Source organism: Cupriavidus sp. (genome assembly GCF_057315035.1).
Map to the genome: position 1 here is coordinate 65,215 of NZ_DBHKYV010000003.1, position 13,153 is coordinate 78,367.

The 13,153-nt window shown below is 61.8% G+C and carries 11 protein-coding genes and 1 pseudogene; 11 read left to right on the plus strand and 1 reads right to left on the minus strand.

Features of this window, described 5'->3' with window-relative positions; genetic code table 11:
• The 5 genes and pseudogenes from ACO550_RS06790 to ACO550_RS06810 all read left to right on the plus strand — a co-directional run.
• A partial coding sequence (locus tag ACO550_RS06790) for a sensor histidine kinase (RefSeq protein ID WP_485994458.1) occupies positions 1-667 on the plus strand: 667 nt, incomplete at its 5' end.
• Positions 652-2,017: pseudogene (locus tag ACO550_RS06795) on the plus strand (sigma-54-dependent transcriptional regulator). The gene ACO550_RS06790 and the pseudogene ACO550_RS06795, both read left to right, overlap by 16 nt.
• A 416-nt stretch (positions 2,018-2,433) precedes the next feature.
• Positions 2,434-2,970: a hypothetical protein gene (locus ACO550_RS06800; protein ID WP_315591603.1), complete on the plus strand. Its 537-nt coding sequence runs from the start codon at positions 2,434-2,436 to the stop codon at positions 2,968-2,970.
• A 35-nt stretch (positions 2,971-3,005) separates the two neighbouring features.
• Entirely contained in the window at positions 3,006-4,343 is a 1,338-nt protein-coding gene (locus ACO550_RS06805) for an MFS transporter (protein WP_315591602.1), read from the plus strand.
• Between the two features lie 4 nt (positions 4,344-4,347).
• Positions 4,348-5,454: an AI-2E family transporter gene (locus ACO550_RS06810; protein WP_315591601.1), complete on the plus strand. Its 1,107-nt coding sequence runs from the start codon at positions 4,348-4,350 to the stop codon at positions 5,452-5,454.
• 21 nt (positions 5,455-5,475) lie between these two features.
• On the opposite strand, the gene ACO550_RS06815 is transcribed toward ACO550_RS06810, so the two are convergent.
• A complete protein-coding gene (locus ACO550_RS06815; protein WP_315591600.1) occupies positions 5,476-6,210 on the minus strand; it encodes an IclR family transcriptional regulator in 735 nt (244 codons plus the stop codon).
• A gap of 162 nt (positions 6,211-6,372) precedes the next feature.
• Here ACO550_RS06815 and ACO550_RS06820 point away from each other — a divergent pair, with 162 nt between their 5' ends.
• The 6 genes from ACO550_RS06820 (at position 6,373) to ACO550_RS06845 (ending at position 13,119) form a co-directional block, all read left to right on the plus strand.
• Complete coding sequence (locus tag ACO550_RS06820) at positions 6,373-7,221, plus strand: fumarylacetoacetate hydrolase family protein (RefSeq protein ID WP_315591599.1); 849 nt, start codon at positions 6,373-6,375, stop codon at positions 7,219-7,221.
• A gap of 41 nt (positions 7,222-7,262) precedes the next feature.
• Positions 7,263-8,957 (plus strand): bifunctional 3-(3-hydroxy-phenyl)propionate/3-hydroxycinnamic acid hydroxylase, encoded by a 1,695-nt coding sequence (locus ACO550_RS06825; RefSeq protein ID WP_315591598.1) that lies wholly within the window; start codon positions 7,263-7,265, stop codon positions 8,955-8,957.
• Positions 8,954-9,805: a VOC family protein gene (locus tag ACO550_RS06830; protein WP_315591597.1), complete on the plus strand. Its 852-nt coding sequence runs from the start codon at positions 8,954-8,956 to the stop codon at positions 9,803-9,805. The genes ACO550_RS06825 and ACO550_RS06830 overlap by 4 nt, the downstream gene beginning before the upstream one ends.
• Before the next feature lie 78 nt (positions 9,806-9,883).
• Positions 9,884-11,197, plus strand: coding sequence for an MFS transporter (locus ACO550_RS06835; RefSeq protein WP_315591596.1), 1,314 nt, complete (start codon positions 9,884-9,886; stop codon positions 11,195-11,197).
• Positions 11,198-11,310: 113 nt separating this feature from the next.
• Positions 11,311-12,387: a porin gene (locus ACO550_RS06840; RefSeq protein ID WP_315591676.1), complete on the plus strand. Its 1,077-nt coding sequence runs from the start codon at positions 11,311-11,313 to the stop codon at positions 12,385-12,387.
• Positions 12,388-12,396: 9 nt separating this feature from the next.
• The gene (locus ACO550_RS06845) at positions 12,397-13,119 is read left to right on the plus strand and encodes a class II aldolase/adducin family protein (protein ID WP_315591595.1); all 723 of its coding nucleotides are present in this window, start codon (positions 12,397-12,399) and stop codon (positions 13,117-13,119) included.
• Positions 13,120-13,153: the final 34 nt, after the last annotated feature.

Below are 13,153 nucleotides of genomic sequence, written 5' to 3' on the forward strand. Positions count from 1 at the left end.
CAGGTTCAGCACGCTGGGGAAAATGGCTGCACAAATTGCGCATGAGATTCGCAATCCGGTAGGCGCAATGAGACTCAAGGCGGAGAATGCGCTCGCTGGCAATGAGGTACGCCGCGAAGCCGCGCTAAAGACAATTATCGAGCAAGTGGGGCGCATCGAATCGCAGGTCGGCAGCCTGCTTGCGCTTACGCAGCCGGTGACCGTCCAGCCGCAAGAGGTCGAACTGCGCGCCTGGTTGGACGATATTGTCAGTATCCATGGGGCACGTGCCGAGGACCGCAATATCAAACTCAGTGCCGAAGCCGAGACGGTTGGGAGTCCGCCGGTATTCGATCCCGGGCATCTGGCTCGTGCGCTCGATAATCTCGTTGTCAATGCACTGCTGCATGCACCATCGGCCGGTGGTCAAGTACTGATCCGCTGCCTGAAAGCAAGATCGGAAGAAGGCGAGCGGCTCAGGATCGAAGTCATCGATAACGGCCCCGGTGTCAATGCGGCGGATCGCGAGCGCATCTTCGAGCCGTTCGTGACAGGTCGTCCAGAGGGTTCGGGGCTGGGTCTGGCTGTCGTACGTGAAATTGCGGGGGCGCATGGCGGACGCGCCTACCTTGCCGAGGATTCGAGCGTGACGCGGTTCGTAATTGACTTGCCATGGCGACCATACTGATCATCGATGACGACGATGCTTTCCGTGAAGGCCTGGCGGAAACCGTACAGGATCTTGGGCACAGGCCGCTCGAAGCCCGTTCAGGCGAAGAAGCGTTTCAGTTGTTGCGCGAGTGCAATCGACCCGATTGCACTCGACTTCCGGTTGCCGGGCGCGGATGGACTCACCGTGCTCGAATCATTCCGCAAAACACCAGCCTTTCAAAACGTGCCGGTAGTGATGTTGACGGCGTACTCCAGTAGCGCCAACACCATCGGCGCAATGCGGCTCGGCGCGTTCGAACACCTGACCAAACCTGTGGGACGGGACAAGATCGCTGACCTGCTCCAGCGAATACTGTCCGCGCCGACGGACTTCCCAACGGTGCGGGCATTCACGGATGAGGTTCATGCTCGGGAGCCACAACTACTCGGTGTAAGCGACGCCATGCGTGAAGTGCAGAAGCGCATCGGCCGTGCGGCGGGCACCAACTCAACCGTGCTCATTACTGGCGAAACGGGAACCGGCAAGGAAGTCGCCGCGCTCGTGCTCCATCGTGCGTCTGCGCGTGCAAACGGCCCCTTCGTCGCCGTGAATTGCGCGGCAATCCCCGGGGATTTGCTTGAAAGTGAACTCTTTGGCCATGGTAAGGGCGCATTTACTGGCGCCCAGGGCGACCGAAAGGGCCGTGTAGAAGAGGCGCAAGGCGGCACGCTTTTTCTTGATGAGATCGGCGACATGCCGCTCACAATGCAATCCAAGCTCTTGCGCGTGCTCCAGGAGCGGCAAGTCACGCCACTTGGGACGAACCGCGTCGTGACGGTCGACGTACGCGTTATTGCTGCCACCCATCGTGATCTTGGCTCTATGGTTGAAGCGGGCACCTTTCGGCAAGATCTTCTGTTCCGCCTCAATGTAATCCCGTTACACCTGCCCCCACTGCGGGAGCGTGTGGCGGACATCCTGCCGCTTGCCGAGCATTTTCTGGCGTCAGCGTCCACCGACAGTCAGCGCAAGTATATTTCCGCCGATGCTCAGCGCATGCTCGCTACGTTTTCCTGGCCCGGCAACGTCCGGGAGCTTGCCAATGCAATCGAGCGAGCGAGTGCACTTGCGCCGAGACAGGTGCTCTCGTGCGACGACTTCGGTTTCCTTATGACGAGGAAAGTGGGCGCGGACGACGCAATACCCTTGGAACTCCTCGAACTTCCCCTTTTGCAGGCGATTGCTCGACTGGAGCGTGCGGCGATAGTTCACGCGCTTGCCGCGTCAGGAGGGAATCGCGCAGAGGCCGCGCGCAAGCTCGGCATCAGCCGCCAGTCCCTGTACACGCGGATGTCGAGTTTCGGGATATCCGAACGCACATCGTGAACGTCGACGTGTCAAGGAAACGGACACCATGCGTCCGATCCCTTGACGCTTTTGCAGGGCATCAGGGCTTCGAATCCCTGAAGACCTCGTCGAAGGAAACATGGCATAGCCATTGCAGATAACTCCTCACTACTCAAAGAGAGTAAATCAAGGAGTAAATCATGCAATGGACCAAGTACGCCAAACAGCGAATCGCCATCCGCTCCGTTAGCCTGATAGGTCTTGCAGCCACGCTTGCGGCTAGCGCCGGATGTGCAGCGCAGCCCCAATCCGACGGGGCAATGATTCCCCTGCCGCCCGTTGCGGAAGACGCTGCGCCACCTCCTCCAAACGTAGCTCCGCCGGCGCCTCCTCCTCGGCCCGGACGTAAGGATCGGCGGTCCACTGCGGAAGCGGTCCCGGCAACGCAAGTCACGTTGACACGCTTTCTCACCAATCCTGACGGCGATGTCGATGGCTTCCTCACCGGTGAAGGCTGGTTGGTGCGGTTCCCACCCCATATGGGCGCTCAGCTTACGTCGGTGGTTCGCAAGGGAGATGCCGTGCAGGTGAGTGGGTATCGCGACGCCGGAGGCAGCGTCAAGGCCGAACGTATCACCAACGTCCGAAGCGGGCAGGTACTTGTTGATCAACCGCCGCTACCGGATGCTCGCCCCCTGCCACGTAACCTGCGAGGGGCAGGTCTCTCACGCCTGAGTACCCAGGGCCAGGTCGCGTACGTTACAACCACAAGGCGAGGCGAGCCGGACGGCGTGATCCTCTCGGACGGCACGGTGATCAAACTCACGCCACCGGTCGCTCAACAATTCGCAGCGCTAGTCCGAACCGGCGCGACAGTGTCGGCGCAAGGCTACGGCACACGAAATCAGTACGGCACCGCCCTCCAGGCAACGTCGTTTGGATCCCCGGGCAACCTGACTCAGATCTACGACCGTACGCCGACCGCGCCCTGATCGGGCCTCTCGATAAGTACTGGTGGCTAGACACCATGAACCCCCGATACGCGCTCGAAGGGCTTGGCTTTTTCATGGCCGATGTGCAGGCGGGCATCGGACCATTCCTTGGCGTCTTTCTTCAGGCGCAGGGCTGGCACACAGATGCGATTGGGACCGTGATGGCCTTGGGAGGCATTGCCGGCATGCTCGCGACATCACCGGCCGGTGCGTTGGTCGACGCGACGCATCACAAGCGCGGCCTCATCATCGTCGCGGGTGTCATGACTACGCTTGCATCGTTGGTGCTGTGGCTGTCGCACAGTTTCTGGATGGTAGCCGCCTCCCAGGTTTTCACTGCTGTAACGGGCGCGGCGCTGGGGCCGGCCGTTGCCGGGGTTACGCTCGGCATGGTGCGCGAACAAGGATTCGACCGACAATTTGGCCGCAACCAGGTGGCCAATCATTCGGGGAACGTGGTAGCTGCGGCGCTCTCGGGGTGGCTGGGATGGCATTACGGCTTCGGCGCGGTTTTCGTGCTCGCCGGCGTGTTTGGCGTGATGACTGTGGTGTCGACGTTGCTCATTCCTCGTGACTCGATTGATCACGACAGCGCACGGGGTCTGGTGACTTCGTCAGCGACAGGGCATGAACAGGCGAGCGGATTTCGCGTTCTACTGAACTGCCGACCTTTGCTCCTGTTAGCCGGCTCGCTCGCGATATTCCATCTGGGCAATGCGGCAATGCTTCCACTCTACGGCCTCGCGGTCGTCGCGGCACGACAGGGTGACCCCAGCGCCTTTACTGCTCAAACGATTGTGATTGCGCAGCTTGTGATGGTATTCGCGGCGTTGTTTGCGAACCGCCTTATCCAGCGCGTCGGCTACTGGGGCGTGATACTGATTACGTATCTCGCGTTACCTGTCCGTGGACTTGTCGCTGGAATGTTCATTGCCGGGTGGGGAGTCTGGCCAGTACAGGCGCTTGATGGTATTGGCGCGGGCCTGCAAAGCGTGGCCGTGCCCGCGCTGGTGGTGCGGCTGCTGCAGGGAACCGGGCGGGTCAATGCCGGGCAGGGCATCGTCATGACCGTGCAAGGCCTCGGCGCCGCACTCAGCCCGGCTCTGGGTGGTGTCCTCGCTGAGCACTTCGGATACTCAACGGCCTTCCTTGCGCTGGGTGCCTTGTCAACAGGCTCGCTCGCGATCTGGCTTCTGTTTGGCGCATCGTTGAAACGGGCATGCGGCATTTGCCGTGATGTCACCAGAGCGAAGGGGGGCAGCCCGCTTGTCCTACAGGAAAATGAGCGGCCATCCGACAATCGCAACGAGCCGGCGGAGATACATTGCAAGGCGACCTGTACCGTGAGGGGCAAGTTCGACGCCGCCCAATAGAATCATGAAAAATGCGATCGGCACCGAGAAAAAGGCCTTCCTGTCTTTGACCATCCTGGTAACCGTGGCCTTTGTTTGGATCATGCTTCCTTTCTATGGGGCGATCTTCTGGGCCACGATTACGGCAATCATATTTTTTCCTTTGCAGCGTCGACTGACGGGTCTGTTGTGGGGAAACTCCAATCTTGCCGCGCTGGTCGCCCTCTTGCTCGTTCTCCTGCTGGTGATCCTGCCGTTAGCGTTGATTGCCGGATCGTTGATTCAGCAAGGTTCCGTGCTATTCGAGAGCATTCGTTCCGGTGATATCAATTTCGGTGCCTATCTTCAGCGAGCCGTTGATGCATTGCCGGGATTTGCCAGGGAATTGTTGGCGCGCTTCAATATGACCAATGTTGCGGCGATTCAGGACAAGTTGAGTAGCGGCGCACTGTTTGTCAGCAAGTTCGTGGGTGCGCGCGCATTGGATATGGGGCAGAACGCTGCTCACATCCTGATCGGCTTCGGAATCATGCTTTATCTATTGTTCTTTCTGCTTCGAGATGGGCCGATGCTCTCCAGGCGGATTCGATCGGCCGTTCCCCTGAATGACCAGCACAAGAGACATCTGTTTAGAAAGTTTGCAACGGTGGCGAAGGCTACCGTCAAGGGCAATATCGCTGTCGCCGCCGTACAAGGCATATTGGGTGGCGTCATCTTTGCGGTGCTAGGTATCCAGGGCGCCCTGTTGTGGGGAACCATCATGGCGTTCCTGTCGCTGCTCCCCGCAATCGGCTCGGCCATGATCTGGGGGCCAGTTGCCATTTACTTCCTGCTGACCGGCGCGGTTTGGAAGGGCGTCATCCTGATCGTTTTCTGCGTCGTCGTGATTGGCTTGATCGACAACGTACTGCGTCCGCTGCTGGTCGGGAAAGACACGCAGATGCCAGATTACCTTGTTCTGATTTCAACGCTCGGTGGAATGGCGGTCTTTGGCTTGAACGGCTTCGTGATCGGACCCCTCATCGCCGCGCTGTTTATTTCTTGCTGGGATCTGTATGGCGCCGAGAAGCACGAAGCGAGTCCGCAAGCGGAAGATCGCGCTTTCAGTTCGGGTTCGCGCGTGGAGGGATAGGCGATCCAGATCGCGCGCTGCCTAACCGCGAATCTCCGCCGCAGCAGGCGTGAGCAGATGAACCAGCCGGCTGACGCCGCGTTCGTCCACTTCCGACTGCGCGACGACAAAACTCAGGCTTCCTACCGCACGTCCATCTTCATTGACTATCGGCGCGGCAATACCTACCCGACCGGGATCGATCTCGCCGTATGACACCGCATGGCCCTGTCTGCGCAGACGCGTGAGCGTTTGGCGGAACGCGGCCCAGTCTTCGCCCAGGCCCGCGGCGCCAATTTCGGCAGCGTACTTCGTATAGATGGCCTGCAGCGTGCGGGTTTGCTGAAACGCGAGAATGATGCGCGACGTGGCGCCACGAAACATGATCATCGGGCGGCCGCGCTCGTAGCTGACCACGGCCTGCGGTCCCTGGTTGTGCATTTGGTGCACGCAGAGAACCGAGTCGCCAAACGCACGGCAAAGCAGCATGACTGACCCCGGCGGCGCATAGCCGATCAGTTCCTCCATGATCGGACGCGCCTGCTGCAACATTGGATCCGTCAGCTGAATCTGGCGGTCCAGTTGGATGATCGCCGGCCCAAGTACGTAGCGGCCGGCGCCAGCCGTTGCCACCAATCCCAAATCCATCAGGTTGGACAAGTAGCGATACGCGCTGCTGATCGACACCTCGAGCCGGCCCGCCACTTCTTCGGCGGTCCAAACCGGCTTCTCCAGTGAAAACAGCGTCAACACGCCAAGTGCCCGATCCGTGGCCATACCGCCAATGCTCCTGAGTCAGATGTCGGGAGCATAGCACCAAAGTCGGTCGCGACCGATGCAAGATTCTCGCCATGTGAGGTTAATGGTAAACGTGAACTGCATTATTCGCATATTGTGCGAATAATGCAGACATCCAAACGGACCAGCGAGATCCTGCACATGAAACTCATCAGCTATGAACACGATGGCCGCCAAGGCTTTGGCGTTGTTGTCGGTCAGCATATTGTCGACCTTGCTGCACATTCGGCGGAAGTTGGCATCAGCCTCAAGGACGCGCTGTCGCGTGGCACGCTGGGCCGCATTGCCGAAATTGCCGCCACCACGCAGCCCACCCTGGCGCTCGCCGATGTGCAATACCTGCCGGTCATTCCCGACCCGGAAAAGATCCTCTGCGTGGGCATCAACTATGCGTCGCACGTACGCGAGACCGGCCGGGAGATGCCACAGCATCCGATGTTCTTCACGCGCTTCGCTGATTCGCAAGTGGCGCACGAGCAGCCAATCGTCCGGCCCCGCGCGTCGCATAAGCTGGATTTCGAAGGCGAACTCGCGGTGATCATCGGCAAGACTGCCCGCCACGTGCCGGCCCAGGATGCGCTTGGATATGTCGCGGGCTATGCCTGCTACAACGACGGCAGCGTGCGCGACTGGCAGAAGCACACCATCCAGTTCACGCCGGGCAAGAACTTTCCGCTGACCGGCGCTTTCGGTCCGTGGCTTGTCACCGCAGATGAGATTCCCGATCCGTCGCAACTGACGCTGACCACGCGCCTCAACGGCGAAGTTGTGCAGCAGGCTCGCACCGACGACCTCATCTTCAGCGTGGGCGATGTGATCGCGTATTGCTCCACCTTCACCGAACTGCGTCCTGGCGACGTGATCATCACCGGCACCACGGGCGGTGTGGGAGCGTTCCGCAATCCGCCGCTGTGGATGCGACCAGGCGACACGGTCGAAGTCGAAATCTCCGGCATCGGCATCCTGCGCAACGGGATTCGGGATGAATAAGCAGTGCGTTGCGTATTGGATTGCCCGGTAAGGAGAGAGCCATGACCCATTCCCCCACGCACACCACGGCGGTGCTTGTGGTCGGCGCCGGTCCGACGGGCCTGACGCTGGCCAATATTCTGGGCCAGCAAGGCATCGACACGATCGTGATCGATCGCAAGCCCAGCACCGTGGCAGAACCGCGTGCGGTTTCCATCGACGACGAGTCGCTGCGCACGATGCAGGCCATTGGTCTTGCCGATGCGGTGCTCAAGGACGTAGTGGCCGGCTACGGCGTGCATTACCTGACGCGGCCGGGTGGGCGCTGCTTTGCGAAAGTGGAGCCGAATGCGAGCGAATACGGCTTTCCGCGGCGCAATGCATTTCGTCAGCCGTTGTTCGAAGCCACGCTTCGCGAAGGGCTGCAACGCTTTGCATCGGTGCGGGTGCTCTTCGAGCATACGTTGCAGTCGCTGACGCAAGACCAGCAGGGCGTGCACGCCGTGGTGGAAGGCCCCGACGGTGTGGTCGCTGTCGATGCGGCCTATGCGGTCGGCAGCGACGGCGGCCGCAGTTTCGTGCGGCAGTCCATCGGGGCCACGCTGGTTGGCTCGTCGTTCAAGGCGCGCTGGCTGGTGGTCGACACCGAGAACGACGCCGATCCGTTCTGGCAAACGCGCGCCTACTGCGATCCGTCGCGTCCCATTGTCGAAGTACCCGGGCCGCACCATACGCGCCGCTTCGAGTTCCTGCTCAAACCGTGCGAGACCGACGACGAGATCCTGCGGCCCGAGCGGATTACCGAACTGCTGCGCCCGTTCCTTGGCGAACGTCCCGCACAGGTGGTACGCAAGACTGTGTACACGTTCCATGCACGCGTGGCGGACCGCTGGCGCGTGGGCCGCATTTTCCTGGCAGGCGACGCTGCCCACCTCACGCCTCCATACGCGGGGCAGGGCATGAACAGCGGCGTACGCGATGCGCACAACCTCGGCTGGAAACTGGCGGCCGTCCTGCATCGCAAGCTATCGCCGGCCGCGCTCGATTCCTATGAGGCAGAACGTCGCGATCATGCCTGGGCTCTGATCCGGCTCGCGTTGAACCTCGGCATGGTCATGGCGCCGCGCAACCGCGTTGTGGCATGGGCCTGGACTGCATTCTTCAGCGCCACGGCGCTGGTGCCGCCGGTGCGCGACTACTTCCTCCAGATGAAGTTCAAGCCCAAGCCACGCTTTCACGAAGGTTTGCTGGTGACGAGTGAAGCCGATACCAGTGATCTGGTGGGAACGATGCTGCCGCAGCCGACGGTACGAACGGTCGATGGCAGGACGGTGCCGCTGGACGACATCACTGGACATGGATTCGCCCATATCGCGTTCGGCGCCGACGCCATGATGACCGGCAAGGATCTGGACGATGCGACAAGAGCGATGTGGAGCAGTCTGGAGACGCGGCGTGTTGTGCTGCTACCGGTGGCCGATGCACATGCCGAGCAGCTTGCCCATGAGCGCGGCTATATCCCCGTGGTGCTCCCTGCGGAGTCGATGCCGAAGACGCTGAGTGCGCTGGCCGGCAAGGTGGTAGTCGTAAGGCCGGATCGCTATGTCGCCGGCGTGTTCGGTCGCAACGATGCCTCGGCCTGGGCCAACACATTCCGCCTGCGTCTCGGTATCGATGCCGCGATCGCCGATCAGGCTGACGCAGCCCGGGCGATCTCCGATCCCGTACTGAACCGCTACAACTCCTCGGTGTCATGATGACCACGCTCCAGACCACTACGCCGCTCCGGCTGCATCATCTTCATCTCTACAGCAGCGCGCCAACGGCGTTGGCAGAGTTCTACAAGGATCTGTTCGAACTGCAAGCGCTGAACGCGCCCGACGGCGTGCTGGCGCTTGGCGGTGGTGAACGCGCCGTAGTGATCCATACCGGCCAGCCCGGCCCGGCCGGGGCGCTGGCAATGGCCGCCTATGCGGCACGTTGCGAGGAAGAACTGGCCGCGCTGCGCGCAAGGCTGGCCGATATCGCACAGGACGCTGGCGCGGCAGCTGAAATCTTCTTCAACGCGGGGGCATTCGAGGTGAGCGATCCGCAGGGCCGCCGGCTGCTGTTTGGTGTGCCACGCACGCGCCGGGCACCGGACCGCATGGCCGCACGGCTGCAGCACACGGTATTCCAGACCACCGATCTCGCGGCTACGGTGGAGTTCTACGTCAACCGCATCGGGTTCACGATCTCGGACGAGGTCGTGGCGGACGACGGTGCCGTCGCCACATGCTTCCTGCGGTCGGACGACGAGCATCACTCGCTGGCGTTCTTCCAGGGTTCGAACAATGTGTGGGATCACCATTGCTACGAGACCAGTTGCTGGAACGACATCCGCGACTGGGGCGACCGGTTCGCACGTGTGCGTCGCGGCATCTTTTTCGGCCCGGGGCGACATGGTCCTGGCAATAACCTGTTCTTCATGGTGACCGATCCCGATGGCAATCGCGTGGAGTTGTCCGCCGAACTGGAGCAGGTCAGCGCCGACACGGCGCCCGGCATCTGGCCGCACGAGGAGTACACCCTCAATTCCTGGGGACGCGGCTGGATCCGTACCTGAGCGGGCGGGCCCCCATCACACCGCAATACAGCAACACACAAAGAGGGGAATACCCCCCGAAATACTGGAGACAACCTCATGATTGCGCAGGGACAGCCCCTTCTGGTTCAGGACGTTATCGATGCCCGTCCGCTTGGCCGCTTTCAATGCATCGCCATCGGTCTGTGCATTCTCGTGGCGGTGCTCGACGGCTTCGACACGCAGACCATCGGCATGCTGGCGCCGTCGATCGCCGTCAGTCTCGGCGTACCGGTCAAGGCGTTCGGGCCAGCACTGAGCGCGGGCCTGATCGGCATGTTGCTGGGCGCCGTCACCCTCGGGCCGCTGGCGGACCGCTACGGCCGCAAGACGATGATCGTGTTCTCGTGCGTGTTGTTCGGCAGCCTTTCGCTAGCCACTGCCTATGTCACCACGCTCGAGCAGCTCTTCGTGCTGCGGCTGCTGACCGGCGTGGGCCTGGGCGGCGCGCTTCCCAACGCCATCTCGTTGGCGTCCGAGTATGCACCGCAGAGGCATGCGCGCACCACGGTGACCACGCTGATGTGCGGCATGCCGCTTGGCGCCGTGCTCGGTGGGCTGGTATCCGCGGCGTTGCTGCCGCGTGCGGGATGGCACGCGGTGTTTATCGTGGGCGGCGTGCTGCCCCTGGCGGTGGCGGTACTCATCGCTTTGATCATGCCGGAATCCGCACGCTTCCTGACCACGCGAGGTCGCGACCTGGCCCGGCTTGGGCAGATCATGCGGCGCATCGCGCCTGAATTGCGCGGCGACGAGCAATTTCACGCGGCCGAGCCGGCGCGGCGCGCCAATGGCGTGCCTATCCGCTTGCTGTTCACCGAGGGGCGCGCGCTCGCAACGGTACTGCTCTGGATTCCGTACTTCCTGAATCTGGTCGTGCTGTATTTCATCGTGAGCTGGATGCCTGCCGTATTGATCGGCGTGCATCTGCCCGCGTCCGCCGGCATTGCGGCGATTTCCGCCTTCAGCGTGGGCGGCGTGCTCAGCTCGGTCATCCAGGGGGCACTAATGAACTGGCTGGGCGCCCGGCGCGTGCTGTTGTGCGAGTTGATCGCCTGCGCCGCGCTGATGCTGGTGCTGGGAATGTGGCCGGAAGACTTCGCACTTGTGGTGGCCGTCAGCTTCGGGATCGGCGCCGTGGTACAGGGCGCGCAAGCCGGCTTCAACGCGCTCGCGGCCGAAATCTATCCCACCCATATGCGCGCCACCGGCGTGGGCTGCGCGGTTGGCATTGGCCGTATCGGCTCGATCAGCGGGCCGGTGCTAGGCGGTGTGCTGCTCGCGGCGAACTGGAGCCCGGGCGCCATCTTCATGGCCGGTGTCGTACCCGCGCTGATCGCTGCCGTGGCGGTGGCGGCCAACCGGTCGAAGTAAGCGGATATAAGCGGAAATAAGCGGAAATAAGCGAGGCGGTCTCGAACTGCAGACCACTCGACAAAAAGAAAACCACTCAGAGGAGACCTCAATTGAAGCATTCTGCATTGGCCATGACGCTGTGCGCGTCGATGGTCGGGGTGGGCTACGCCCATGCGCAGTCGTCGGTGACCGTCTACGGCGTGTTCGATACCGGCGTGGAGCTTGTGACCAATGTGGGCGCAAGCAAGAACAGTGTCGTGCGCATGCCAGGCCTGGCGGGCACCGTGCCGTCGCGCTGGGGTTTGCGCGGGACCGAAGACCTGGGCGGCGGACTCAAGAGTCAGTTCGTGCTCGAATCCGGATTCGCTGCCGATTCGGGCGTGTCGAACCAGGGTGGCCGGTTGTTTGGCCGGCAGGCATGGGTGGGCCTGTCTGGCCAGTGGGGACAGGTGGCGTTCGGGCGGCAATACACCATGCTGTTCTGGTCGATGCTTGAGCCCGACATGCTCGGCCCCAACACATTTGGCTCGTCATCACTCGACAGCTATCTGCCTAGCGCGCGCACCGACAACGCCATCTCCTACAAGGGCAAGTTTGGCGGCTTCACCATTGGCGGCACATACAGCTTTGGCCGCGACACCGTCAATGCAAACAGTCCATCGGGTACGAACTGCGCTGGAGAAAACCCGGCGGACCACCGTGCATGCCGGGAGTGGTCCGCGCTGCTGATGTACGAAGGCGGCTCATGGGGTGTGAGTGCGGTGTATGACTCGCTGCGCGGCGGCCCGGGTGCATTTGGCGGCCTGACCAATAGCGGCCTCAAGGACGATCGACTTGGGCTCAATGGCTACGCGAATATCGGCAAGGCCAAGGTGGGTGGCGGCGTGTTGAGGCGCGACAACGACGGTAGTGCCACGCCCCGCAGCGACATGTGGTTCGTGGGCGTGTCATATGCGCTAACGCCGGCGCTCAGCGTGGATGCCGAAGCGTTCTACCTGCGCTTTCACAATAGTCCCAACAAGGCTTTGCTCTATGTGGCCCGGACCAGCTACGCATTCAGCAAGCGCACCTCACTGTATGCAACGGCCGGCTTTCTCGATAACCGTGGCGACCTCGCGTTATCGATCAGTTCCGGCGCTGCGGGCGCCATCCCGGCGCCGGGCAACAACCAGATCGGCGCGATGGTCGGCATGAAGCACATTTTCTAGGGAAGAAGCATGGACCAAAACCTGATAACGGATCTGGTGGACGCCGGCCATATCCTGTTCAACCAAGGCGTGCTCGATGCGTTTGGCCATGTGAGCGTGCGCCATCCCGATGGCAATCGCTTCCTGCTGTCGCGCAGCATGGCACCGGCCCAGGCCACGGCGTTCGACATTCTCACTTTCGGGCTCGACGGCGAGTGTATCGATACGGGTGGGCACAAGGTGTTTCTCGAACGGTATATCCATGCCGCAATCTACCGCGCGCGGCCCGAAGTCAACGCAGTCGTGCATAGCCACGCTCCCGAGCTGATTCCATTCGGTGTGGTGCATGGCGCCGAACTGCGGCCGATCTGCCATATGAGCGGATTCCTCGCGCGTGGTGCCCCGGTGTTCGATATTGCCGATGCGGCGGGCAATGCCACGGACATGCTGATCCGTGACAACCATCTTGGCGATGCGCTGGCGCGCAGCCTTGGCGACAGCCGGATGGTGCTGATGCGCGGGCATGGCAGCACCGTTGCTGCCGATTCGCTGCGCAAGGCCGTGTACTGCGCGGTCTATGCGCAGCTCAACGCGCGGCTCGTGCTCGATGCCAAACGTCTGGGTGGCGAGATTCACTACCTGTCACGCGAAGAAGGGCTAGCGGCTGAAGCCGCCAATGACGGCCAGATCAATCGCGCGTGGGATCTCTGGCGACGTGCGGCCGACCATGACACCGCCATGTTCCGCCCGTAACCACAACTTGAGCTTGCTAATACCTATTCAGGAG

What these genes read in the sequence shown, in the direction of transcription:
- ACO550_RS06805 (WP_315591602.1), top strand. Translation starts at nt 3,006, where the DNA reads ATGAACCCCCGATACGCGCTCGAAGGGCTTGGCTTTTTCATGGCCGAT.
- ACO550_RS06810 (WP_315591601.1), top strand. Translation starts at nt 4,348, where the DNA reads ATGAAAAATGCGATCGGCACCGAGAAAAAGGCCTTCCTGTCTTTGACC.
- ACO550_RS06815 (WP_315591600.1), bottom strand. Translation starts at nt 6,210, where the DNA reads ATGGCCACGGATCGGGCACTTGGCGTGTTGACGCTGTTTTCACTGGAG.
- ACO550_RS06820 (WP_315591599.1), top strand. Translation starts at nt 6,373, where the DNA reads ATGAAACTCATCAGCTATGAACACGATGGCCGCCAAGGCTTTGGCGTT.
- ACO550_RS06825 (WP_315591598.1), top strand. Translation starts at nt 7,263, where the DNA reads ATGACCCATTCCCCCACGCACACCACGGCGGTGCTTGTGGTCGGCGCC.
- ACO550_RS06830 (WP_315591597.1), top strand. Translation starts at nt 8,954, where the DNA reads ATGATGACCACGCTCCAGACCACTACGCCGCTCCGGCTGCATCATCTT.
- ACO550_RS06835 (WP_315591596.1), top strand. Translation starts at nt 9,884, where the DNA reads ATGATTGCGCAGGGACAGCCCCTTCTGGTTCAGGACGTTATCGATGCC.
- ACO550_RS06840 (WP_315591676.1), top strand. Translation starts at nt 11,311, where the DNA reads ATGACGCTGTGCGCGTCGATGGTCGGGGTGGGCTACGCCCATGCGCAG.
- ACO550_RS06845 (WP_315591595.1), top strand. Translation starts at nt 12,397, where the DNA reads ATGGACCAAAACCTGATAACGGATCTGGTGGACGCCGGCCATATCCTG.